20 protein-coding genes, 5 pseudogenes and 3 other annotated features are annotated in these 23,754 nt (G+C 66.9%); of the genes and pseudogenes, 10 read left to right on the forward strand and 15 right to left on the reverse strand.

Annotated elements, in window-relative coordinates; genetic code table 11:
* Positions 1–24: 24 nt before the first annotated feature.
* Positions 25–1,311, reverse strand: a pseudogene (locus tag AD017_RS37655) (hypothetical protein).
* A 9-nt stretch (positions 1,312–1,320) separates the two neighbouring features.
* A complete protein-coding gene (locus AD017_RS36870) occupies positions 1,321–1,605 on the reverse strand; it encodes a hypothetical protein (RefSeq protein ID WP_227013405.1) in 285 nt (94 codons plus the stop codon).
* A 202-nt stretch (positions 1,606–1,807) separates the two neighbouring features.
* Between AD017_RS36870 and AD017_RS32180 the strand changes: the two genes are divergently transcribed.
* Entirely contained in the window at positions 1,808–2,590 is a 783-nt protein-coding gene (locus tag AD017_RS32180; RefSeq protein ID WP_060577504.1) for a tetratricopeptide repeat protein, read from the forward strand.
* 78 nt (positions 2,591–2,668) lie between these two features.
* Here the strand turns inward: AD017_RS32180 and AD017_RS34990 are convergent.
* Both AD017_RS34990 and AD017_RS32185 read right to left on the reverse strand, forming a co-directional pair.
* A pseudogene (locus tag AD017_RS34990) lies at positions 2,669–2,791 on the reverse strand (IS5/IS1182 family transposase); the annotation flags it as partial.
* Between the two features lie 287 nt (positions 2,792–3,078).
* Positions 3,079–3,513, reverse strand: a pseudogene (locus tag AD017_RS32185) (IS5 family transposase); the annotation flags it as partial.
* Between the two features lie 150 nt (positions 3,514–3,663).
* On the opposite strand from AD017_RS32185, the gene AD017_RS32190 reads away from it, so the two are divergent.
* The 6 genes and pseudogenes from AD017_RS32190 to AD017_RS32210 form a co-directional block, all read left to right on the forward strand.
* Positions 3,664–4,359, forward strand: a complete 696-nt coding sequence (locus tag AD017_RS32190) for a dienelactone hydrolase family protein (RefSeq protein WP_010229591.1) — start codon at positions 3,664–3,666, stop codon at positions 4,357–4,359.
* A 226-nt stretch (positions 4,360–4,585) separates the two neighbouring features.
* Complete coding sequence (locus tag AD017_RS32195; protein ID WP_202968860.1) at positions 4,586–5,023, forward strand: DoxX family protein; 438 nt, start codon at positions 4,586–4,588, stop codon at positions 5,021–5,023.
* Between the two features lie 297 nt (positions 5,024–5,320).
* The gene (locus tag AD017_RS32200) at positions 5,321–7,624 is read left to right on the forward strand and encodes an HAD-IC family P-type ATPase (protein ID WP_168170444.1); all 2,304 of its coding nucleotides are present in this window, start codon (positions 5,321–5,323) and stop codon (positions 7,622–7,624) included.
* A gap of 386 nt (positions 7,625–8,010) precedes the next feature.
* The gene (locus tag AD017_RS34095; protein ID WP_082398748.1) at positions 8,011–8,220 is read left to right on the forward strand and encodes a hypothetical protein; all 210 of its coding nucleotides are present in this window, start codon (positions 8,011–8,013) and stop codon (positions 8,218–8,220) included.
* Positions 8,217–8,609, forward strand: a complete 393-nt coding sequence (locus AD017_RS32205; protein WP_060577507.1) for a hypothetical protein — start codon at positions 8,217–8,219, stop codon at positions 8,607–8,609. Before AD017_RS34095 ends, AD017_RS32205 begins: the two co-directional genes overlap by 4 nt.
* A gap of 163 nt (positions 8,610–8,772) precedes the next feature.
* Positions 8,773–9,216, forward strand: a pseudogene (locus AD017_RS32210) (transposase); the annotation flags it as partial.
* Positions 9,057–9,188: a sequence feature (AL1L pseudoknot), on the forward strand. Its footprint overlaps the pseudogene before it by 132 nt.
* A 339-nt stretch (positions 9,217–9,555) precedes the next feature.
* Here AD017_RS32210 and AD017_RS35725 read toward each other — a convergent pair.
* Positions 9,556–10,245: pseudogene (locus AD017_RS35725) on the reverse strand (IS701 family transposase); the annotation flags it as partial.
* A 54-nt stretch (positions 10,246–10,299) separates the two neighbouring features.
* On the opposite strand from AD017_RS35725, the gene AD017_RS32220 reads away from it, so the two are divergent.
* Together AD017_RS32220 and AD017_RS35730 are read left to right on the forward strand one after the other, a co-directional pair.
* A protein-coding gene (locus AD017_RS32220) for an IS3 family transposase (RefSeq protein WP_145986114.1) occupies positions 10,300–11,564 on the forward strand; the annotation gives its coding sequence in 2 pieces (ribosomal slippage) (positions 10,300–10,600 and positions 10,600–11,564; 1,266 coding nt in all).
* Positions 10,590–10,721, forward strand: a sequence feature (AL1L pseudoknot). It overlaps the preceding gene by 132 nt.
* A 73-nt stretch (positions 11,565–11,637) precedes the next feature.
* On the forward strand, positions 11,638–11,775 hold the full coding sequence (locus tag AD017_RS35730; RefSeq protein ID WP_168170583.1) for a hypothetical protein: 138 nt from the start codon (positions 11,638–11,640) through the stop codon (positions 11,773–11,775).
* Here the strand turns inward: AD017_RS35730 and AD017_RS34115 are convergent.
* From AD017_RS34115 to AD017_RS32265, 10 genes are all read right to left on the reverse strand, one after another.
* Positions 11,772–11,936, reverse strand: coding sequence for a transposase (locus tag AD017_RS34115; RefSeq protein WP_238592104.1), 165 nt, complete (start codon positions 11,934–11,936; stop codon positions 11,772–11,774). The two genes, AD017_RS35730 and AD017_RS34115, sit on opposite strands and share 4 nt — an antisense overlap.
* Complete coding sequence (locus AD017_RS32225; RefSeq protein WP_060577510.1) at positions 11,933–12,679, reverse strand: DUF6444 domain-containing protein; 747 nt, start codon at positions 12,677–12,679, stop codon at positions 11,933–11,935. The genes AD017_RS34115 and AD017_RS32225 overlap by 4 nt, the downstream gene beginning before the upstream one ends.
* A gap of 284 nt (positions 12,680–12,963) precedes the next feature.
* On the reverse strand, positions 12,964–13,494 hold the full coding sequence (locus AD017_RS32230; RefSeq protein WP_060577511.1) for a flavin reductase family protein: 531 nt from the start codon (positions 13,492–13,494) through the stop codon (positions 12,964–12,966).
* A 37-nt stretch (positions 13,495–13,531) separates the two neighbouring features.
* A complete protein-coding gene (locus AD017_RS32235; RefSeq protein ID WP_060577512.1) occupies positions 13,532–13,924 on the reverse strand; it encodes a RidA family protein in 393 nt (130 codons plus the stop codon).
* Positions 13,925–13,977: 53 nt separating this feature from the next.
* A complete protein-coding gene (locus tag AD017_RS32240; protein ID WP_082399769.1) occupies positions 13,978–15,399 on the reverse strand; it encodes an aldehyde dehydrogenase family protein in 1,422 nt (473 codons plus the stop codon).
* Positions 15,400–15,545: 146 nt separating this feature from the next.
* On the reverse strand, positions 15,546–16,832 hold the full coding sequence (locus AD017_RS32245) for an amidase (RefSeq protein ID WP_168170582.1): 1,287 nt from the start codon (positions 16,830–16,832) through the stop codon (positions 15,546–15,548).
* Positions 16,833–16,939: 107 nt separating this feature from the next.
* Positions 16,940–18,496, reverse strand: a complete 1,557-nt coding sequence (locus AD017_RS32250; protein WP_060577515.1) for a class I adenylate-forming enzyme family protein — start codon at positions 18,494–18,496, stop codon at positions 16,940–16,942.
* A gap of 4 nt (positions 18,497–18,500) precedes the next feature.
* Positions 18,501–19,283 carry an enoyl-CoA hydratase/isomerase family protein gene (locus AD017_RS32255; protein WP_060577516.1) on the reverse strand — a complete coding sequence of 261 codons (783 nt, stop codon included), beginning with the start codon at positions 19,281–19,283 and terminating at the stop codon, positions 18,501–18,503.
* Between the two features lie 144 nt (positions 19,284–19,427).
* Positions 19,428–20,597 carry an LLM class flavin-dependent oxidoreductase gene (locus AD017_RS32260; protein WP_060577517.1) on the reverse strand — a complete coding sequence of 390 codons (1,170 nt, stop codon included), beginning with the start codon at positions 20,595–20,597 and terminating at the stop codon, positions 19,428–19,430.
* Positions 20,598–20,941: 344 nt separating this feature from the next.
* A protein-coding gene (locus tag AD017_RS32265; RefSeq protein WP_145986114.1) for an IS3 family transposase occupies positions 20,942–22,206 on the reverse strand; the annotation gives its coding sequence in 2 pieces (ribosomal slippage) (positions 20,942–21,906 and positions 21,906–22,206; 1,266 coding nt in all).
* Positions 21,785–21,916 (reverse strand) — a sequence feature (AL1L pseudoknot). Its footprint overlaps the gene before it by 132 nt.
* Positions 22,207–22,259: 53 nt before the next feature.
* Between AD017_RS32265 and AD017_RS32275 the strand changes: the two genes are divergently transcribed.
* Positions 22,260–23,738 (forward strand): type IV secretory system conjugative DNA transfer family protein, encoded by a 1,479-nt coding sequence (locus AD017_RS32275; protein WP_227013406.1) that lies wholly within the window; start codon positions 22,260–22,262, stop codon positions 23,736–23,738.
* Positions 23,739–23,754: the final 16 nt, after the last annotated feature.

Genomic DNA, 23,754 nt, shown 5'->3' on the forward strand with positions numbered 1-23,754 from the left:
TGCCCGCTCTCCCGGCGTGCTGGTTTACGAACTCCTCGGCCCGGGTGGTGCTGTGCCGGGTCGTAGGCGGTGACCCAGAGGTGCTTCGTCGCGAACGCGGCCCGCCCGGTGGCCGACGCCGAGTCGTCGGCCAGCAGCGTCGGCCCGTCCTCCGGCTCCAGCACGTACGCGGTCGGCTCGCCGAACCAGTCGACGCCGCGACGACGAGATTCGCCAGACCCGGCCGTCCTTCATGGACCCGAGCCGACCGGCGTCGCGCTCGGAGGAATCCGGGTGACCGAGCGTCCGAACGCGTTGCCGTACGGGTTCCTCCTGCGACAGCGGCACCCGGGCCACGTCGAGCTCGTCGCCGGCCGTCTCGGTGCCGTCCACGGCCATGGCGAGTCGCGCGCAGAGCAGGTGCTGGTGGTACGGCGCGCCCAGTCCGGGCGCGATCACGGAAGCCCAGCGGGCGGCGCGGTCGTCGTAAGGCCCCGGTGAAGACGACGTCGGTGGACTTCACGTCCAGCTCGATCGCGTCGTCCGGGTGCAGATGCCAGTAGAAGCCGTAGTCGTAGTTGCCGGTCGTGGCAAAGAACGAGATCACCAGGCGACGGCGGCGGCGCACGTCCTGCTTCCCGGTGAAAACGGCGGTGTGCTTCCAGAGCACGCCGTCGTCCTCCTCGTGCAGACAGATCACGTTGCGGATGGTCCGCGGGCGGGCCTCCGGGTCGGCGACGACGGCGTCGAAGTACCGGATCTCGCCAACACAGTCGCAGTCCAGCTTCAGCGAGTTCGCCTGCTGGCCGAGCAGGTACTCACCAGCGTCGAAGTAGTTCTGCCCGAATCGGATCGGGCCGGGGTCGCGTAGGGCACGACCATCTCGGCGACGGCCATCCGGTGCGCCACCGGACGGCCGGAGATCGACACCTGGTGCAGCACGAGGCCCTCACGGGGGTCGAACTCGACGCGGAACCGCCAGCTCTCCCACTCGACGACCTCGTCGTCGGTTACGGTGAAACTGGGGCCCTCGGCCTGGGTGACGTACAGCGGGGTGCGGGTCTCCCGGTACGGCCCCTCGCCGAAGTTACCTCCCCTCCGGTACCGGCTCGACCCCGGTGTCGACCAGCTCAACGACAGTGCCGGCGAGGATGTCCACACAGACCACGACGCCGTCGATCGGGTGCGTCCAGGGCTGTCGTCCGGGCGGTGCTGCAGGAACGACGGCACCCGCAGCATCCGGTGGCCCTTCTCTCCCGGGAGGTCTAACGAGCCGGCCGAGAACGGGCAGGTCACGACCAGCGAGAGGTCAGTGATGCCGCGCTCGGCCATCGCCGCGCGTCAGCCCTCGTCGGCCTTGACGACCAGGTCGGCCGCGACCCCGCTGGACCGGGTCAGCGAGGCGATCACGGTGCGGGAGGTACCGTCCGCCGGGTCGAGCGGGACGGCCCGGACCCGCCGGTCGACCGGGGCGCCGTCGCGGTGCACGGCGACCTTGGCGCGGGTCGGCTCCTCCACGGCGAGGACGGGAACGTGCAAGCCGGGGCTGAGCAGGTCATGCTCGGCGAGCAGGGTGCGCGCGGTGTTGATTTCGGCGGCGATCAGCCGGGACAGCGGGTGGCTCATGCCCCCGACCATGCCACGGACTTCGCGTTTTCCCGGTGACGACTATCGCTGCGACGGTGCGTCTCCCTCTCGCGACGACCCGTGATCGCGACCTGTGGCGAATCCCTCGGCTGTCCTCCGAGACCGCCTACACGACCGGGCGACCGGTACGTTCCGTTGTAAGTAATTATCCCGTCCGGGTGATGGAGAGGAGCGAGCGACCATGACCGACAGCGCCTTCGCCGGATCTCCGTTCCTCCGGGAGAGCGCCGCACTCGACCACCGCGTCGAGGACACCCGGGGCGGTCTGCGTGCTCGCCACGACGAGGCCGCCGCCGAGGTACGCACGGCGGGCCGCGCTGGCGACGGGATCACTTTGCTCGCCGCGACCCGGCGTCTGGAGTCGGTGCTCGCCACCGCCCGCCGCGAGTTGGGTCCGAGCGACGCCGACACCCTGGTCGTCGAGGGCACGCTGGCCGTGGCCTACCTGCTCGGCGACGACGAGCCCCGCGGCCTGGAGCTCGCCGGCCGCAACCTCGGGTCCCGCACCCGCACCTTCGGGCCCGACCATCCGGCGACACTCGTCGCGGCCGACGCCGTTGCCGCCGCGCTGCGGGTCATCGGCTACCCGGAGCACGCCGTCGCCCGGCACGAGGACGTGATCACCCGGCGCAGCCGCGTGCTCGGCGAGTCCCACCCGTGCACCGTTGCCTCGCGCGCCGCGCTCGCCCTCGCCCGCGCTGACGGCGGCGACCTGCGCGGCGCGGCCTGGCTACTATCGTCAACCCTCGGCACGGCCGAGCAGTTTCTCGGCGTTGTCCACCCGGTGACCGTGGCCGTCCGCGAGATAATGGCTGAGTTCGTCGAGACCCAGCGGCTCGAGGCGGCCGAAGCCTCCGAGCTCGACACCAAGAAGACCACGCTGATCCCACGGCTCCCGGGCCAGTGGGTAGCGGCCCGGCCGGCGTTCTTCGACCGCCCGTCCGGTCCGCAACCGTTCGTCTGACGGGTCAGTTCCGGGTGACCAGCTTCATCAGCGTGTCGGTGACGTCGTCGAGCGCCAGGTCCCGCAGCACCCCGGCCCATCGGCGATCCGGCGGCGGTGACACCCCCACGGATGAGTGGGCACGAATTCCTCCCGGCTAGGCAGCAGTGCGGCGAACTGGTCCCACAAGGGCTCGGTCAGCCATGATGGCAGGGCGGGCACGGAGCCTCCAGATGATCACGAAGCGTAAGCACCTTCATGATCGGAGGCCCCGTGCCCGTCCATGTCACCGGACACACCTCAGCTACCAACCCGTGATCATTCCGCGCGAGCTCTTATAGCTGATGCCTCCCCGATCATGGGGGAACCGCACACCGACCCCCGAGGGTCACGTAGTGGATGTTCAGCCTCAGCCAGTAGTGTCTCAACTACTGGCAACCCGCTCGACAGCGATATAGCATAAACTATATATCCCGGATACGCTAAGAGATGCTTTCTAAGAGATGGTTTCAGAGTGAGTTCGTGAGTTCGCGGTGGCAGATCAGGGCGCAGGCGAGTCGGAGGAAGCCGAGGTGGATGTCGGCGCGGCGTTCGTAGCGGGTCCGCAGTCGCTTGAACGCGTGCAACCAGGCGAATCCTCGTTCGATGACCCAGCGGACCTTCCCGAGTCCGGAGCCGTGCCCGACACCGGGTCGGGCGATGCGCGGGCGGATCCCGCGAGCACGCAGACGACGTCGGTGCGGGTTGGAGTCGTAGCCACGGTCGCCGTAGAGCGTGCTGGGTCGGCGGCGGGGGCGGCCTCGGCGGCCGCGGATCGGCGGGACTGCATCCAGCAGCGGCAACAGCTGGGTGATGTCGTGCCGGTTGGCGCCGGTCAGCGTGACGGCCAGCGGCAGCCCGTGACCCTCGACGATCAGGTGGTGCTGGGAACCGGGATGGCCACGATTGAATCGCCCCGGGGTCGGTGGAGGCTCTGAACCCACGGGAGAGCGGATGTGGTTCCCCCGAGACCGCATGGGGCGGATCAGCGTCATGTGGGCAACGGTAGCTCTCGGGGGTCGAAACACGGGCGGCTGCTCTGGTTGAGTGACCCCATGAGTACGGGGATCCGGACCGAGGGCGTTCCGCTGACCGACGGGAGCGAGCTACGGCTCACGGTCGGCGAGCCGGACGGCCCGGCCCGTGGCGGCGTCGTCGTGCTGCAGGAGGCCCGTGGCGTCACCGACTCCGTGCGGCTGCTGGTGACCGGGCTGGCCGGCGACGGCTGGCTGGCCGTCGCCCCGCACCTCTACCACCGTGACGACGCCGACGACCTCGGCGCGGGCAGCGACACCGAGGTCGCCGAGCAGCTCGGCCGCCTGGAGCCGCAGCAGGTGATGGACGACTGCGAGACCGCGTTCGGCTGGCTGGCGGACAACGGCATCGAGCCCGACCGGATGGGCGTCCTCGGGTTCGACATCGGCGGAACGGTGGCGTTGCACGTCGCGGCGAACCGGACCCTCGGCGCCGCCGTCACCGTGGCGGGTGAGGGGGTCGAACGGTCCCCGTCGCACAGCGTCCCCGCGCTGGTGGAGACCGCGCCCGAGCTGACCTGCCCGTGGCTGGGGATCTACTCGGAGGCCGCCGACAGCGCCGCCGTCGCCCGGTTGCGCGAGGCCGCCGAGTCGTCGGGGGTGGCGACCGATCTCGTCGTGTTCCCCTCCACCGGCTACCGGTTCGACGACGACCCCGAGTCCGCCGCCGAGGCGTGGGAGCGCGTCCTCAACTGGTACGACGCCCACCTCCGCTGACCCGCCCGGCGCCTGCGGTGTGGTCCCGGCCCAGCGCGGCGGCCGGGGTGTGTCCGGCGACCACTGGTGCGCGGGCCGCCCGGTCGGGGAAGCTGGATCCATGTCGTCAGCGCAGACGGTGAGCGCTCGGAGAGACCCCACCGCAGGAGGGCCTCTGAGGCGCGGCGGGGTCGATGTCACACTGTGAGCGGCTAGACTTCTGACAATTCGTTCTAGGGAGGTGGGTGTGACGCGTCCTGTGTCGGCACCGTTGGCGTCGATCGTGTTGGTGATCGCACGGTTTGTCCTGGGTGGGATCCTGATCGGCCACGGGATGCAGAAGGCCACTGGCTTCGCCAGGGTCATCGAGGACTTTACCGCGATGGGGATCCCGATGCCGGAGGTGGCGGCAGCGGTCGCGATGACCGTCGAACTCGTCGGAGGGACCGCGATACTCGCTGGTCTCGCAACCACGATTGCAGGGTTGGTGGTCGCCACGACGATGGCCGGGGCGGTCGTGTTCGTCCACTCCCCGACCACGATGTTCGTCACCGATGACGGCTGGGAACTGGTCGGGGCCATCGCCGTCGGCGCACTCGCCCTCACGGCCACCGGTCCCGGACGCTACTCGATCGAGACACTACTCGCTGCCCGCCACCACACACCACTCACCCAGAAATCGTGAACCGCTCACGCCGCGCTGAAATTCAACGTGTGGTCGATCTAGTCGGTCAGTACCTAGCGGTCGGGCTCTCCGGGCGACGAGTCGGACTCGCGACAAAGATAGTTCACTACGCCGCAATCTGCGTCTTCATGACGTGCAGAGACACTGGGACCGGTGTTGCCGGAGGAGTAGTTAGGGGATGGAGGGGTGACGGGTGGGGTTCCATCGCTGGGTGCGCTTGGCGTGGCGGATGGGGGGCTGACGGGGGCAGAGGTCGCGGTACGGATCGTTGCGGGGCGGGTCAATGCGGTGGATACCGTGACCAGCCGGAGCACGTTCGCGATTGTTCGGGCGAATGTGTTGACCCCGTTCAACGGGCTGTTGTTCGTACTGTTCCTGTTGATTGTTGCGACGGGCCGGTGGCAGAATGGGTTGTTCGGGCTGCTCATCGTGGCGAACACGACTATCGGTGTCGTCCAGGAGGTTCGTGCCAAGCGCACGTTGGACCGGCTTGCGGTGGTAAACGCGCCGCATGCACGTGTGGTACGTGACGGGGTGGTCTCGGAGATCGGGGTAGGGGATGTCGTCGCGGACGAGTTGATCGAGCTGCGCTCCGGGGATCAGGTCGCTGCCGACGGTGTCGTCCTCTGGGCCGCTGGTCTGGAGGTGGACGATTCCCTACTCACTGGTGAGTCCGATCCCATCCATAAAGAACCGGGGGACGGGGTGCGGTCGGGGTCGGTCGTCGTCACCGGTCGGGGCCGGTTCCGGGCTACCGCGATCGGTCCAGATGCCTATGCCACGAGACTCACCGTGGAGGCGAAGAAGTTCACAAAAGTCAGTTCCGAGCTGGTCGGCGGTACGAACATGTTGCTCCGCTGGATCTCGGTGATGATGCTGATCGTGGCTCCGTTGCTGGTGTGGAGCCAGTTCCGCAGCCCGGACACCCACACTTGGCAAGACGCCGTCACCGGAACCGTCGCCGCGCTGGTCGGTATGGTACCAGAGGGGCTTGTCCTGTTGACCAGCCTCGCGTTCATGCTCGGCGCGGTCTCCCTGGCTCGGCGACAAACCCTCGTACAGGAGTTGCCCGCGGTCGAGGGTCTGGCCCGGGTGGATGTGGTGTGTCTGGATAAGACCGGCACACTGACCCACGGTGACATTGTGTTCGACCGGCTGGTCATGCCCACAGGGGCTGACCCACTCGCTGAGGCCGAGGTTCGTGAGGCGCTCGCGTTGTGCGCGGCCGGGCTGGACAAGAACCCCACCACAGCCGCGCTCGCCGCGGTGTTCGACAACGGTTCCTGGCAACGCACGGGCGGTGTGCCGTTCTCCTCGGCACGCAAATGGTCGGCGGTCACTACACGAGGGCACGGGACCTGGGTACTCGGCGCCCCGGAGATCGTGTTCCCCGGCGAGTACACCGACCCACTGCTGGCACGAGCGGGACAGATCGCCGCACAGGGCCACCGGGTACTGGTGCTGGCGATGACACACACCACGACACACGCCACCCCCGCGGGACAGGAGGGGCAGCAGTTGCCGGAGGCACTCAAGGCCCGCGCGCTTGTCGTGCTCGGCGAACGGATCCGCGAAGACGCCGAGGCCACTCTGTGCTACTTCACCGAGCAAGGGGTGTCGTTACGGGTGATCTCCGGGGACAACCCACATACCGTCGGCGCAGTCGCCGTCGCGGTCGGACTACCGGGCATCACCCACGCCACAGACGCCGTAGACGCACGAACCCTGCCCGAGGACCAGGACGAGCTCGCCGCGATCCTGCAGGAAAAGGTCGTCTTCGGGCGGGTCACCCCACAGCAGAAACGTGCGATTGTTGGAGCCCTGCAGAAACGCGGACACATCGTCGCGATGACCGGGGACGGCGTGAACGACACCATGGCACTCAAAGACGCCGACATCGGCGTGGCGATGGGCAACGGCGCCCCCGCTACCCGCGCGGTCGCCCAACTTATCCTGCTCGACGGCAGATTCGCCCACCTCCCCGACATTGTGGCTGAGGGCCGCCGCGTCATCGCCAACATCGAACGCGCTGCGAACCTGTTCGTGATCAAAAACGCCTACGCCCTGCTCATCGCGATCGTGGCGATCGCCACCTCAGCGGCCTACCCACTCGCACCGATCCAACTCACCCTGATCTCATCACTGGCCATCGGGATCCCCGGCCTCGTTCTGGCACTGGCGCCAAACCACCGCCGCTATGTCCCCGGGTTCCTCCCCCGGGTACTGCGCCTAGCGATCCCTATCGGTATCCTGATTGGCGCCGCCGCGTACGCCGGGGACCGGACGATCCGCTGGCTCGAGCCCACCGGCGGCCTCACCGCCGGACAGACCGTCGCCACGACCACCGCACTCCTAGCCTCACTCTGGGCACTGACACTATTCACCCGACCGTTCAACACCTGGAAACTCGCCCTCGTAGGAGCACTCGCTCTGATCGGCACTGTCATCCTCGCCACCCCCACCCTCGCCACCGACATCTTCCTCATGGCCCCCACCTGGCCCCGACTCGGCCTCGGTCTCGCTCTGGGTACGATCTGCGGACTACTCATCGAAACCACCGCACACATCACGCATGCACGTCACACCGCGCGGGATCTGTAATGGACCGTTCCCGATCTTGTAGACACCCGGTCGTAGACTGCCGCTGATTGGCGGACCGGGAAGGCGCTGCGTCGTGCGGATGAACCAGTCCTCACGGGACCACATCCTCCTGGGCGTCAAACCTTCGCCGGGGCCCGGCAGGTGCGCCGTCTCATCTCAGTCCTCGAAAGACCAGCTACCAAAGCACTCCCTGCCAGGATCCACCGTGCAAAAGGAAGGTAGAGCCATCAGCTACCACCTCCGGTCCGGCGGACACGGCCTGGAGGACGAGGACTGGGGCATCTACCTGGATGGGAAGTTGTTCGAGCGTTGATCGCCCGCTTGCCGAGGACATCGCACTTCCTAGCCCCCTATACTAGCGTTCCTAGCCGGGCTAGAGTATTCTCATGGTCAAGGCGATGAAGTTGCGCGACGTGGAGCGCGCCTTGCGGCAGCACGGCTGTTCGGTGCTCTCCGACCGTGGCCCTCACACCAAATGGGGCTGCTCGTGCGGAGCGCACACCGCGAACGTCCCGCGGCACACCGTCGTCTCGCCTGGGGTCGTCCGAAGCATCGGCAAGCGCCTGGCGTGCCTGCCGGAAGGGTGGTTGCAGTGAGCGCTCAGACCTACATCGTGGCCGCGCGCCGGTGGGAGCGTGGCTGGGAACTCCACATCGTCGACACTGATGACGAGGAGATCGGAGTAACGCAGTCACGCACACTGTCTGGCGCCGAGCGGATGGTCCGGGACTACCTGGCCCTTGATGGCCTCGATGCTGACGCCTCGCTCGAGATTCGTCCCGAGCTGGACCCTGCTACCGACCAGCGAGTAGCGGCAGCTCGGGCCACGGCGCGGGAGGCCGAAGAGACGCAGGCCCGCGCGGCCGCGGAATCGCGCGCGATCGTGCGGGACTTGAAGGCGTCCGGCCTGTCGGGCACGGACATCGCGAAGGTGCTGCACCTGTCGACTCAGCGCATATCGCAGCTTGCAGGTAGGGGGGACTGAAGTTGTACGAGTGGCAGCCGGACGGTCAAGGTGTGCCAGCGTTCGCCCGCAGGGAGCCCAGCTGGGGGAGGGGCGGACGCTTTTCGGCTTCCGATCCAAGGGCACCGCTACCTGAACCGCCCCGGGTTGGGTGGAGGCTCTGAACCCGCGGGAGAGTGGATCAGTGCCAGCACCGAGGAAGTACCCTGAGGAGATCCGGGAGCGGGCCAAGCGCATGGTCGCCGAGGCCCGCGAGCAGGACCCGCGGTTGTCGATCAACGCGGCGACCAAGCGGATCGGTCCGCAGTTGGGGATCAAGTCCGACACCCTGCGTAACTGGTGCAAGCAGGCTGACGTCGATGCCGGCCGGGCGCCCGGGGCCACGTCGGTGGAGGCCGCGCGGATCAAGGAGCTCGAGCGCGAGGTGCGGGAGCTGCGCCGGGCTCATGGGATCCTGCAGACGGCATCGGCGTTTTTCGCCTCGGCGGAACTCGACCGCCGACTGCGGTGATCGTGGACTACATCGACGGCCACCGGCAGCAGTTCGGGGTCGAGCCGATCTGTCGCGTCCTGCGCGTGCAGGGCGTGTCGATCGCCCCGAGCAGCTACTACGCGGCCCGCACTCGGCCGCGCTCGGCTCGGGCGGAGCGAGACGAGCGGGTGCTGGGCGAGATCCGGCGGGTGCATGCCCACCCCGAGCTGGGCCGCGGCCTGTACGGGGCACGGAAGGCCATCGATCAGCACGGCTGGCCCAACGACTTGCGGCCCATCACCACGACCGAGCGCGCATGCACGTCCAACCCGACACTCGTACCATTCCCGCTCACTGGGGCCTCCCACATCTGTGGCTCTACCGCCAGGACCCACTCCTGCCGGCAACCCACGTTCACATGCGGGAGGCCTCAGCCCAGGCCTCCATACCGTCTAGTACTCCAGCCGTAGATCGTTGTGGATGTTCGGAGTCGTTCTGACGCTGGTAGTGGCTGGATCGGGAGTGCTGTTGGTGTCGTCGCCGCCATCGCGACCAGGCCCACGGGCAGGTCAGCTGGCGGGCTGGTTCGATGACGAGCCGGACGAGCAGGTGCCGGATCTCGTTGCAGGTCAACGTGATCAGACCTGGAGGACGTGGGTTGTAGCCGGTGTCAGCGGCGATGACGGCGAGCAGGGCATGAGCGAGCATGACCAGCAGCGTCCAGCGCTGCCAGGAGGTCCAGCGGCGCACCTGGTGCTCGTCGAGGCCGGTAAGTCCCTTGCCGGTCTGGAAGGCTTCCTCGATGACCCAGCGGCGTCCGGCGACGCGGACCAGTTCGCGCAGCGGCACCATCTCCGGGCTGTAGCAGCGGTAGAACGCCAGCTCCCCGGTGCGCCGGTGGCGGCGGATCAGCAGCGACCAACGCCGAGAGTCGAGGGGGTCGTCGCGCAGTGCGGGGTCGGTGTGGTCGATCCATGCCCACTCGTAGTGGCGCTCACCCTTGGCCCCCGCGCCGGCGGAGAGACGTTGCCAGGCTTGCCGGGGCTGCTCCGCGGCCAACCGGTCGGCGCGGATCGGGCCGGCCGCGGTCGGGATCCGGCGGTCACAACCGATGGCCAGCACGTAGCCGATCCCAGCGAGTTCGCACTCGGCGCGTAGGTCGGGGTCAGCGCCGTAGACCTCGTCCTGAACCGTCCTGGGTGGTGGAGAGGCTCCTGATCCAGCAAGGAGACTGGAGCTGTGGGAGCACCTCGGAAGTTCGATGAGGAGACCCGTGCCCGCGCGGTCCGCCTCTATCTTGACCGTCTGCGTGATCACGGGGAGTCGAAGCTGGCCGCGCGCCGGCACGTCGGTGAGCTGTTGGATGTGAACCCGGCGACGATCCGCAATTGGGTCGAGGCCGAAGAGCGCGATTCCGGTTCCGGGGTTGGCTCGGCGGCGGGTGGCGATGACGCAGCGGCCGAGTTGCGACGGCTTCGTGCAGAAAATGCCGAGCTGCGGCGGGCGAATGAGATTCTGAAGACTGCTTCGGCGTTTTTCGCGCAGGCGGAGCTGGACCGTCGACTCAGGTAAGACTTCTGTTCGTTCACGAACATCGAAGCCGTTTCGGGGTCGAGCCGATCTGTGCCGTTTTGTCCGAACACGGTGTGCAGGTCGCCCCGCAGACGTATTATCGCTGGCGGTCCCGGCCGGTGACCGATCGCCAGTTGGATGAGGCGTATCTGGTGAATCGGATTGTGGATATCTATCGGAAGAACAGGTGTGTGTACGGGGTGCGGAAGATGTGGCGTGCGGCGCGGCGGGAAGGGCTCCGGGTCGGGCGGGACCAGATGGGCCGATTGATGCGTGTCGCCGGGATCCAGGGCGTGCGCCGCGGGGTCCACCACACGGCCACGACGACCCGTGATCAGCGCGCAGCCCGCCATCCTGACCTGGTCAAGCGGGCGTGGGCGGCGCCGACTCGACCGGATGCGCTGTGGGTCGTGGATTTCACGTATGTGTGGACCGCCTCCGGGTTCTGCTACGTGTCGTTCGTGACCGACGTCTACTCCCGCAGAATCCTCGGATGGAAGGCGTCGATGAGTAAGACCACCGATCTCGTCTCCGGGGCCTTGGCGCAGGCGTTGTCCACTCGCCAACGGGCGATCAGCGAGTTCACCTCCGAGGGTCTTATTCATCATTCGGATGCCGGGTCTCAATATACGTCTCTGGCGTTCACCGAGCAACTCGCCGAGGCTGGTATCGCCGGCTCGATCGGCACCGTCGGTGACGCGCTGGACAACGCGCTGATGGAGTCCACGATCGGCCTGTACAAGTCAGAGCTCATCGTTCCGTATGCTCATTCTCGGAACTGGATCGGTCTTCGTGAGGTGGAGCGAGAGACCGCGGAGTGGGTTCACTGGTACAACAGTGTGAGGCTCCACTCCTCCATTGACTATATGTCGCCGATCGAACGAGAAATGGTGTACGCTACATCCATCGCCCAACAGGGTGCGGTGGCCTGAACCTCAGCCTCTCGCAGACCCAGGACGGTTCATCATCGACAAGCAGACCATCCGCCGCGGCATCTTCACCAGCGTGAAAGACCTCAACGCCAAGATCCGGCAATTCATCACCGGCTGGAACGACCGCAAACACCCCTTCACCTGGACCAAGACCCCAGAACAAATCCTCGCCAAAGCCAACCGTAAATCAACTTCAGACACGAGACACTAGTCGCCGGCCAGGTGCGCCCCGCACAGGGCGTGCCGGGCCTGCGGGTAGGCGTCATAGACCGACAGCGCGTCGTGCACGACGGTTCCGCTGAACGCGGGCAGCACATCGAACTCGGCCACAGCGGCGCGTCCGCGGGAGGGGTGCAGGTGATAGGCGGTCAACTTCTCGGTGCCCGCGACGTGCAGCCACCACCCGGGCCCCGTTGATGTTGCTGCTGGTCTCGTCGACGTGGATCACGTGCGCGAGCACGATCAGAGATTTGATCAGCTTCTCGACCTCGACCAGCAGCTCGGCCACGGTGGTCAGCACCGAGCTGATCCAGCCCGGTCGACGGGCGCGCCCCAGTCACGTCGGCGATCAACTGAGCGGTGCGGGCGACCGGGACGTGCTGGAACACCAGCAGGTACACCGCCAGCGCACGCAGGTTCGGCCCGTAGACCGCCGCCGCGCCCACCCCGGCCGGGGCGGCCGCGGTCGTCGTCGCGCCACAGCCGCACCGCTTCTGGTGCAGCCGGTGCTCGACCACGACCGGGCGGATGGTCGGGATGTCGTGGACCTGGCGACGCACCATCCCGGCCACGTTCGCACCGGCCAGTTCGGTGCCGCAGCCGCTGCAGGCATCCGGGACGTGATCGACGACCTCGTCCGGGTCACTGGTCTGGAACAACGCCGATCCGCCCGCACCGGGCTGCTTGCCGGGCTTGCGGCCGCTGCGCCGCCTGGCCATCCTCGACGGCGAGGCCGTGGGCGCGTCCGCCGAGGGAGGCTGCGAGGAGTTGCCCGAGTTGCGACCCAGCCGGCGCTTGAGCTCGGCGACCTCGCCCCGCAACTCCTCGATCGTGCGGGCCTGCGCCTCGATCAGCGCGAGGAGCTCCTCGCGCGACGGCTGCTGCGACCCGGACACCGCACATGATCAGCACACCACCGACCTCGGGTCACGCACCGACACACCGGTAGATCATCGAGCCGGGACCTGAATGGTTACAAATATATACTGTATAATGTGATCATGAATCGAGTGTGGGCGGGCTCCTGGGAGCAGTCCGTTGGACAGATTTCTACCGGGTCCGTGGAGGTAGTCGCTCCTTCAGGTTCGAGAGCAGTCGAAGAGCATTCCGCATATGTCGATCAGGACTGTGTTCAGGAAGTGTGCTCGACGCTCAACCTCGACCAACGCTAAACTCAATGTCATGCCATTGAATCGGTCGTGGCCGGGATTACGCTGAGCTGGTGGAACGTGCTGGCATGGAAGACCAGTGGGGCGACGCCGTCACGGATCTCGAAGGCCTGCACGCCGAGCAGGACCAGGAGGTGGTCGCCTGCGTCGACGATCTTGTCGATGGTGCATTCCAGCCAGGCGGCGGCGTCCTCGAGCAGAACCGCGCCACGGCGGGTGCTGTGCCACCCAACGCCGTCGAACCGTGCTTTCGCAGTCTTCGACGAGAGCTGGCGGCAGGCAACGCCCTGGGTTAAACTGAGCACGGACAGACCCAGACGGGCACGGTCCGCGAGCAAGGGCCAGGTCTGGGAGCTGCGCGCCGCGCAGACCGAGACTAGCGGGGGGTCCATCGAGATCGTCGTGAACGAGCTCACGGCGATGCCGACCGGGGCGCCATCGTCGTAGACGGCGCACAGAGCCATTACCCCGCTGGGAAAGCACCCATAGACCCGACGCAGTTCTCGGGAGTCGCCGATACGGGAGTTGTCGAGCTCAGCCATCGTGGGTGTTCCTCCTTCGGATGTGCGAGAGCCTCCGCTATCGCGCCAGAACCGCGTTGATCTCGACTTCGCCGATAGTCAGGGCAGAGGGGACGAGAGTTCGAGCTGGCGGGTCGGTGCCGACGAACGTACGGTAGATCGCGTCGAAATGGGGGGCGTTGCTCGGGTCACGGAGGAAGACGGTGACGTACAGTGCCTGACCCAGCGAAGTCCCGCTCGCCTCCGCGACGGCGGCGAGATTACTCAACGCTGCGCGCACCTGCTCATCGAACGGTGCGTCGAGCAGCCGCTCACCTGAAGTCGATCGTGGGGTCTGACCGGAAACGAACACCAGGCGGTCGGTCGCCACGGCCTGGCTGTAGGCCCCGGCCGGGGCAGGGGCGCGGTCGGTCTGGATCACCTCACGCGCCGCGACACGTTTACCTGTCATCCTGGGGTGATCCCCGAGACTCGACGGCTGCGGACGGGGTTGGCCATGGCTAGTCACAGCGTGACCACCACGGTTTTGGTCTCAGTGTAGGCTTTGACCCCCTCCTCGCCCTTCTCACGTCCCCATCCGCTCTGCTTGAACCCGCCGAAGGGCAACGCGATGTCCATCGAGCGTCCGTTGATCCAAACGGTGCCCGCCTTGAGCTTGCCCGCAACGTAGTGGGCCTTGCTGATGTCCTGAGTCCAGATCTCCGCCGCGAGGCCGTAGATCGTGTCATTGGCCTGTTCGACGAGGTCGTCAAGGTCGTCGAAGCGGGAGACGGTCGCGACCGGGCCGAAGATCTCTTCGCGGAGGATCTCCATGGAGCGCGTGACATTGGTGAGCACAGTCGGCTCGACGAAGTATCCTGGCTCGTCGCGGCGTGTTCCTCCAGTGGTGGCCGAGGCACCCTCTGCGAGCCCTCTATCGACGAGGCCCTGGACGTGGTCGCGTTGCGCGCGGGAGACCAGGGGGCCCATCTCAGAACCAGGCAGGATCCCGGGACCGACCTTGAGTTGTGAGGCGCGCGTGGTGACGTCCTCAACGACCTGGTCGAAGACCGAGGCGTGCGCGTAGATCCGAGATCCCGCGGTACAGACCTGTCCGGCGTTCGCGAACGCGCCGCGGAAGGCGCCGGCGCCGGCGCGAGCCAGGTCGGCGTCAGCTAGCACAATCGAGGGGCTCTTGCCACCGAGCTCCAGGGTGACCTTCTTCAGGTTGCCGGTCGCCGCCCGGATGATGGATTTTCCGACTTCGGTGCTGCCTGTGAAGGCGACCTTGTCGATACCCGGGTGTTCGGCGATCGCGGCTCCGGCGGTGGTGCCGTAGCCGGTGACGATGTTGACTACGCCGTCAGGGATGCCTGCCTCGGAGGCGAGCTCGCCGAGGCGCAGTGCGGTGAGCGGCGTCTGTTCGGCGGGCTTGAGCACGGCGGTGCATCCCGCGGCCAAGGCCGGGGCGAGCTTCCACGCCGCCATGAGCAACGGGAAGTTCCACGGAACGATCTGGCCGACCACCCCGATCGGTTCGCGGCGGGTGTAGGCAACCAGCCGGCTGGGCTCCCCGATTGGGAGCGTGCGCCCCTCGATCTTAGTCGCCCACCCAGCCATGTACCGGAAGGTCTCGGCACTGGAGGGCACGTCGGCGGTCCGGCTGACCTCGATCGGTTTGCCGTTGTCGAGGGTCTCGAGCTCCGCAAGTTCCTCGAGGTTTTCGTCGATGAGCTCGGCAAGCCGCCAGAGCAGCCGACTGCGCTGCGAGCCGCTCGTGCTTGACCAGGCTCCACGCTCGAGGGCCGTACGGGCCGCGGTGACCACGGCGTCGACGTCGGCTGGTCCGGCCGAAGGGACCTCGGCCAGGGGGGTTCCGCTGGCGGGGTCGACGGTGGTCAGTCGTTGCCCGTCTCGGGCCGGGAGCCACTCGCCGTTGATCAGCATGGTCGGTTCGCGGTCGAGGAAGCGGGCGGTCGCCCGGGAGTGTGTCACAGTGGTCGGGCCGCAGCCCGCGCGGTGAGCCAAGACAATCGTCCTCTCTCATATCGTCGATTTCCGGTGGTGGTGACCGCAGTCCGGTTGCGGACTGGCTACTGCGCGAGGTCGGGCCATCGGTGGGTCCAGGGCACTTCGCGTTCGAGCTCGGCGGCCGCGGCCAGGACGCCCGCGTCGTCGCCGTGCGCTCCGACGATCTGGGCCGCTACCGGAAGTCCGGTCGGGCCCTTCCCCATCGGGATCGAGGCCGCGGGGTTACCGGCGATGTTCCAGGTGGTGACCAAGGGGTAGTAGGGGCCAGTGCCCGCCTCGCGGTCGTTCGCGGGTTGGACCGGGGCCTCCGGGGCCAGCGGGGTGACCACCAGGTCGTAGCCGGTGAACCAGTCCGCCACCACGCGGGCGTACTCCTGGGCCTCGTTGATCACCTGGCGGTACTGCCAGGCCAGGGCCTGACTGCCGCCCCGGTAGATTGGCCAAGCGTAGGCGGTGAGTTCGTCGTTGTGCCGCTCCCAGAAGTTGTGCCGCAGGGTCTCGGCGGCGGCGTAGTGGTCGCCGGAGTATGCCCAAACACCTGGCTCGAGTTCGCCCGGTTCGGGTACCGGGGGAGGGGCGGCGACGCAAGTTGGGTCGGCGCCCAGTCGCCGCAGCGCCTCGACGGCGCGCTTCAGCGCCGCCGTATCGTCTCCGTCGGCCACGACCGCCACCCGCATGTCGCCCACCGAGGGCGATGTACCTGTACCGACTACGTGCTGGTTGGTCAGGACCTGGAAGGTCAGCTGCGCGTCGGCGCTGGTCCGACTCAGGATCCCGTTGTGAGACCGGGTCAGGGCCGCCCGCCATTGCTGGCGGGCCGGGATCGCACCGAAGGTCGGTTTGAACCCGAACACACCGGTAAACGCGGCAGGAATGCGCACCGAGCCGGTGGAATCGGTGCCGATGCCGATCGGAGCCAGGCCTGCGGCCACCGCGGCTCCGGCGCCACCGCTCGATCCCCCAGCGGTGTGTTCCAGGTTCCACGGGTTCGCAGTGGGCTCGCCAAGCCGGTTCGAGGTGTAGGTCGACAGGGCGAACTCCGAGGTGTTTGTCTTGCCGATGATCACTGCACCGGCGGCGCGCAGTTGCTTGCCAATCCCCGAGTCCGGGGCCTGATGGTCCCGGAACGCCAATGATCCGTAGGTGGTGGGCATGCCTGCGATCTCGATGGTGTCTTTGACCGACACCGGCACCCCGCACAGCGGCAGGGCGTCACGGTTACCCCTGCGCCAGGCTCGCTCAGCGGTCTCCGCCGCCGCGCGGGCGCCGAGCAGGTCCACCGCGAGGTAGGCGTGCAGCGCGGGGTTGAGGGCCTCAATACGGCCGATCAGCTCCTCGACCACCTCCACCGGAGAGATCTTCCTCTCGGCGAAGGCGGCCAGTAGATCGGTCGCACTCCACGACCACGGACCGAGCGGTTTCGCGGTGTGGAGCGTGGGCCTTTCGCGTTGGGCACTCACGTCGTCTCCGCGGCTGCCGTCTCCATGGTGGAGTAGAGGGCCCGCACCTCGGTACGGACGATCTTGCCGCTGGGATTGCGGGGGATCTGGTCGACGAACACCAGCCGCCGAGGTCGCTTGAAGTCGGCCAGGACGCTGAGTCGGCAATGCGAGTCGACGGCCTGCTCATCGAGGTCAGGATCCGAGGTGGCGATGAACGCGGTAACGACCTCTCCCCACCGCCCGTGCGGTGTCCCGACGACTGCCACGTCGGTGATAGCGGGGTGTTCGAGCAGCACTTGCTCGACCTCGGCCGGCTGGACGTTCTCGGCGCCAGTGATGATGATGTCGTCGAGGCGACCGCTGATGAAGTAGTTGCCCGCCTCGTCGCGGCGGAACGCGTCACCAGTGTAAAACCAGCCGTCGCGGACCTTCTCGGCCAGCTTCTCGGGCGCGTTCCAGTAGCCAGCGACGGTCGCCTCGGTGTTCATATCGACGATCAGCTCGCCGGGCGTTTCCGCTGCCACGACCGCACTCGGCTCCCCGCCCGGTGCGACGATCCGGACCCTCTGGTCCGCGGTCGGGCGCAGCGCACCCGCCGGGTAGCGGGTGCAGTCGCGGGTCAGGAAGGGGATCGAGAGCTCGGTGGTGCCGTACACCTCGTTAATCGAGGCGTTGGGGAAGCACCGGAGCATCTCCTCGAGTACTGGCGCCGGCATCGGCGCGCTGCCGAACGTGACGTGGTCGACCGATGACAGATATTCGAAGCCCGGTCCCCGCCCCGAGAGCATGATATGAAACAGCGTCGGTGAGCCGAACAGATACGTCAGCTCCGCACTGCGAATCCGCTGGAGCAACGCGTTCTGGTCGACCTCGGCCAACGGGTAGTAGCTGCCGTTGAGGTAAACCGTCTGACAGAGCACCCAGTGCAAACCGACGGTATGATATATCGGTGCGGCTCCGAGCGCTCGGAGCTCGTCGTCGATCCTGGGTCCGGCGTTGCCGATGTAGGATGTGATCCGAGCATGAGTGTTGCGGTGGGTGACGGCCACCCCCTTAGGTCGTCCGGTCGTGCCCGAGGTGTAGAGAATCGTCGACAGGTCGTCCCCCGTCACCACACCACGCAGGATCGGGTCTCCGGTCGCGGCGAGGTCGTCGAGGCTCGTCCACCCCGGAGCGAGGTTCGTCCCCGTGGTGATCCGCAGCATCTGGTCGCTCATTCCATCAGCGCTGAAGACGCTGTCGGGCACGACGCCCTCGTCGCAGACGATCGCCATCGCCTCGGCGTCAGTGAGCACCTGCGCGATTCCGGCGGGTTTGAGCCGGAAATTGAAGGGAGCGGCCACCGCGCCCAGGACCTGCGTGGCGAAGAAGACTGTGGCCGCGTCCACGGAGTTGCGCATACCCATTCCGACCCGGTCCCCGTGGCCGACCCCAAGCTCGGCGAGCCCACCGGCCACCGCCAGTATCCTGTTCGCCCACTGTTCGTAAGTCAGGGCCCCGCGTTCATCGACCATCGCCACCCGGTCGGGATGGCGTTCGGCACCGAAAAGCACCATGCGTCGCAGATCCATGGCGCTACTGCTCCTGCCTAGTGCCGGTGGCCGCCGGGCTCTGGCGATCGCCGACCAGCGTACGCAGGTCGGCATCGGACTCTGCGGAGCGGAAGTAGGTCAGGAAATCGGCCTGAGTCATCTTCTCCAGCGCCTGGTCCTCCATCCCCACACTCGTCAGCACGGTACGCTTGAGCGCGCGGAAGAGCTCCGGGGGCTTGGCTGCCATCGTGGTGATCCATTGCTCGGCCCGCTCCGCGACCCTGTCCGGCTCGACGACCTCGTGTGCCAGTCCCAGCTCCTGAGCACGCACGGCGTCAAAGATCTCACCGGTGAATAGGACCTCCTTGGTATTTTTCCATCCGATGAGCCAGATCAGTTGCTGGATTCCCTTGGCCATCGGCAGCAGCCCATGGTTAATCTCGGGCATCCCGAAGCGGGCCGTGGAGGAAGCCACACAGAAGTCAGCAAATGCGGCCATCTCCATGCCCGAGCCCACCGCGACGCCGTTGACTGCAATCGCCAGTGGGCACTCCATCCGCCCGAGGGCCGACTTGAGCCTCGACCCAAGCGCCACCCGCTCGAGCCCGGCTGCCTCATCGAACGAGATGAACTCCTTGACGTCGCCGCCGGCGCAGAAGAATCGGTTCCCAGAACCTGTCAGCACGACGCCTCGCACCGAGGAGTCACGGTTGATCTCATCCAGGGAACTGACCAGTTCCCGCAGGATGGGATTGTTCAGCGCGTTGGCCGGTGGGTTGTCGAGGGTCAGCCAGGTGATGTGCTCGACGCTCTCGCTCTTGAGCATCAGGTCTCCTTGCTGGTCGAAGCGACGTGCTGGTTGGGGTGTAGGTTGCCGGATAGTTCGACGATCTCCAACAGAACGCCGCCGAAAGTCTTGCGCCTGACCCAGTTCATCGTTCCAGCACCCGGGCGTATGCCGTACTCCGGCTCAGCTCGTCTGCTGGGCGAGTTCGGCCTCGCGCTTGGCGACCAGCTCGTAGTGCGCCGGCCGCGCCTCGCGGATCGTGGCGAGAGCGTCATCCCCGGGCTTGCTGAGGTTGTGGGGCTCGGTGAAGTGCGGCAGGACGTGACGCCCGAGGTTCTCGATGGTGCGCATCCGGGTCTCGTGACGGATCGAGTCGATCCGCAGCAGCAGCNGCGTGTCGATCCCGAGATCGACGTAGCGTTGGATCTGGCGACGGCACTCCGCAGGATCCCCCACAACGAAACCGGCGGACTCGTTGAGCATGAAGTCCGGGTCGTGGAAGTCGATATCCTTGACCGCGCCCATGTACTGGTAATCGGCGGAGAGCTTGGAGAGCCGCTCGTAGGCCCCCAGAGCGTTCTTCGCGTAGGAGAGAGCCGGCGGAACCTCTGCCATCGCCTCGTCCATGGACTCCAGACACACCGCGGACCCAAAAATCATCACCGACTTGCTGCGGTGGGTGGGCAGCTGGTGCTCAGTGTTGTCGAACGTCTCATCGTAGACCTCCAGAGCGTTCTTGATGTAGCCGAAGCCCATGAAGCTCGACGAGCTGATCACCCCGATGCCCTTCTCGGCCGCCTCGCGGTGGGTGTTCGGGCTGGTCGCCGCCACCGAGATCGGCGGGTGCGGGCGCTGGAAGGGCTTGGGGATGAGAGAGCGCGGGGGGACCTTGTAGTACTTTCCGACGAAGGAGAACGGGTCATCGAGGAAGGCCGCCCGAAGGAGGTCGACCCCTTCAGACCACTGTGCCTTGTTCTCCTCGACCCCGACCTCGAAGGCGTGCAGTGCGAGGTTAGTGTTGCCGCGTCCGGTCCCGAGCTCGACGCGACCGCCGGAGAGGATGTCCTCGGTGGCGACGCGCTCGGCTACCCGGAGCGGGTGGTTGAACTGTGTGGGCATCAGAGTGATAGCGTGGAGAAACTTGATCCTGCTGGTCAGGGCCATCGCGTAGGGAAAGATCGTCTCGGGGGCCGAGGTCGAAATCCCTCCGATCGCGAAGTGCTGCTCCGAGGTTCCGCAGACGTCGAACCCCATCTTCTCGGCGAGCAAGATCTCGTCGATCAGGTCGACGTAGCGCTGCCGGTGGCTCTCCCCCGGGGCGCACTCCCCCTCACTGATGAACCCGAACCTCATGACCTCTCCATTCTACTAACTGATTAACAAAATCTAGGATAGGTGCGTCGCCTCGCCGCTGTCAACGGATGGATCGGCAGACCTGCGCCTGCGCGACCACGAGCTGGGAACGAGGGACACCAGCCTCCCAGCCCCCGCGGCGAGCCAAGCGGCGCGAGTGATCCACTTGTAGAACCAGGACACCGCCACCGCATCGAGAGCAGGTGTCCCGGGGACGGGCTGTGGGGTCGCTCGGGGCCCTTGTCATCGGGGTTCCCGACTAGTACTTCAGCCGCATTTCGTTAGGTGGTCTTCCGATAGGGTCCGATCTTGTGAACCGTCCTGGGTCTGCGAGAGGCTGAGGTTCAGGCCACCGCACCCTGTTGGGCGATGGATGTAGCGTACACCATTTCTCGTTCGATCGGCGACATATAGTCAATGGAGGAGTGGAGCCTCACACTGTTGTACCAGTGAACCCACTCCGCGGTCTCTCGCTCCACCTCACGAAGACCGATCCAGTTCCGAGAATGAGCATACGGAACGATGAGCTCTGACTTGTACAGGCCGATCGTGGACTCCATCAGCGCGTTGTCCAGCGCGTCACCGACGGTGCCGATCGAGCCGGCGATACCAGCCTCGGCGAGTTGCTCGGTGAACGCCAGAGACGTATATTGAGACCCGGCATCCGAATGATGAATAAGACCCTCGGAGGTGAACTCGCTGATCGCCCGTTGGCGAGTGGACAACGCCTGCGCCAAGGCCCCGGAGACGAGATCGGTGGTCTTACTCATCGACGCCTTCCATCCGAGGATTCTGCGGGAGTAGACGTCGGTCACGAACGACACGTAGCAGAACCCGGAGGCGGTCCACACATACGTGAAATCCACGACCCACAGCGCATCCGGTCGAGTCGGCGCCGCCCACGCCCGCTTGACCAGGTCAGGATGGCGGGCTGCGCGCTGATCACGGGTCGTCGTGGCCGTGTGGTGGACCCCGCGGCGCACGCCCTGGATCCCGGCGACACGCATCAATCGGCCCATCTGGTCCCGCCCGACCCGGAGCCCTTCCCGCCGCGCCGCACGCCACATCTTCCGCACCCCGTACACACACCTGTTCTTCCGATAGATATCCACAATCCGATTCACCAGATACGCCTCATCCAACTGGCGATCGGTCACCGGCCGGGACCGCCAGCGATAATACGTCTGCGGGGCGACCTGCACACCGTGTTCGGACAAAACGGCACAGATCGGCTCGACCCCGAAACGGCTTCGATGTTCGTGAACGAACAGAAGTCTTACCTGAGTCGACGGTCCAGCTCCGCCTGCGCGAAAAACGCCGAAGCAGTCTTCAGAATCTCATTCGCCCGCCGCAGCTCGGCATTTTCTGCACGAAGCCGTCGCAACTCGGCCGCTGCGTCATCGCCACCCGCCGCCGAGCCAACCCCGGAACCGGAATCGCGCTCTTCGGCCTCGACCCAATTGCGGATCGTCGCCGGGTTCACATCCAACAGCTCACCGACGTGCCGGCGCGCGGCCAGCTTCGACTCCCCGTGATCACGCAGACGGTCAAGATAGAGGCGGACCGCGCGGGCACGGGTCTCCTCATCGAACTTCCGAGGTGCTCCCACAGCTCCAGTCTCCTTGCTGGATCAGGAGCCTCTCCACCACCCAGGACGGTTCAGTGCGCCTCGCCGCTGCGGCGACCCGGCCCAGCGTCACCACCGAGGTCAGCCACCCCGGGGCCAGGGGAGTGCTGGCGCCCGGGCGGGTGGAACGGCTGCCCGTGCGGCGGTGCGGGACTTGGCTGGGCCGGTCGGTGGTCGGCCCGGTGATCGGTACCGACTGCTATGCGCCGCATCGGGACGTGATCGGGCTGGTGGCACCGCCGCAGACCGGCAAGACGGCGTTGATGGGCCACCACATCCTCGATCACGACGGCCCGCTGGTGGCGACCTCGACCAAACCCGACCTGTACAACTACTGCGCCGGGCGCCGGGCCGAGCAGGGCCCGGTGTGGCTGTTCAACCCCGAGCAGCTCGGCGACATGGGGTCGTCGGTGTGGTGGTCGCCGGTGTCAGGCTGCGCCGACCCGCAGATCGCGGCGGTCCGCGCCGGGCTGCTGGTGGGCGGTGTGTCGGCGAGCGAGAACGGTGGCGATCGCTGGGACCAGTGGTCGGTCAGCGTGCTCACCGCGCTGCTGATGGCCGCAGATCTGTCCGGGCGCGACATGACCACCGTGGCGCGGTGGGTGTTCTCCCCGACCAGCGATGCGCGCAGCGGGGGAGCCGGGCAGGCCCTGGAAGTGTTGGGCCGCAACCCCGACGGGCGAGTCCCGGAAGGAACGGTGGACGCTCTGCGGCAGGTCCTGGCCACCGATGCCCGCAAGACCCGCGATTCGATCTTCATGACCTTGTCGGAAGCAGTGAAGTTCATGACCGACCCGCAGGTCGCAGCCCTGGTCACCGGTAGTGGCGGCGGCCAGGAACTCGACGCCGAACAGCTCGTCTCCGGCCGCGGATCGCTGTTCGTGGTCGGTTCGGACCGCGAGCACGCCTCGATCGCGCCGCTGCTGGCGGCGATGACCGGGCACCTGTTCGAGACGGCCAAGCGGGTCGCGTCGTCGCGGCCGAAGGGGCGGTTGGATCCGCCACTGGGCCTGTTCCTCGACGAGGCCGCGTTGATCACCCCGGTGCCATTGGATCGATGGGTCGCCGACGCCGGGGGCCGGGGGATCCACATCGAGTGGGCGGTGCAGTCGCCGTCCCAGCTCGCCCAGCGCTGGGGAGCCAAGGGCGGGGAGACGATCTGGAACGCCACCAACGCCAAGCTCATCTTCGGGGGGCTGTCGCTGCGCGAGGACCTGGAGAAGGCCTCGGTGCTGTGCGGGGACCGGCACGAGCCGGTGCCCACCGGCGGCGGTGAGGAGCGCTACGAGAAGGTGCGGGTGTGCCCGGTCGACCGGGTACGCACGATCCCACAGTGGCACGCGCTGCTGATCCATCGCGCCACGCCGGCGACGGTGGTGCGGATCAGCCCAGTGTGGGAACGGTCTGATCTGCGTCCGCCACCTGCGATCATCGCGCAGGGCCCCGGTGCGGCTCGTGTGGCCGTTACTCCCGCCGTACAGGGACCGGACCAGCCACCGCCGCCGTGTCGCTGAGACGAGAGGAGAACGG

The organism is Pseudonocardia sp. EC080619-01 (assembly GCF_001420995.1).
Classification (GTDB): domain Bacteria; phylum Actinomycetota; class Actinomycetes; order Mycobacteriales; family Pseudonocardiaceae; genus Pseudonocardia.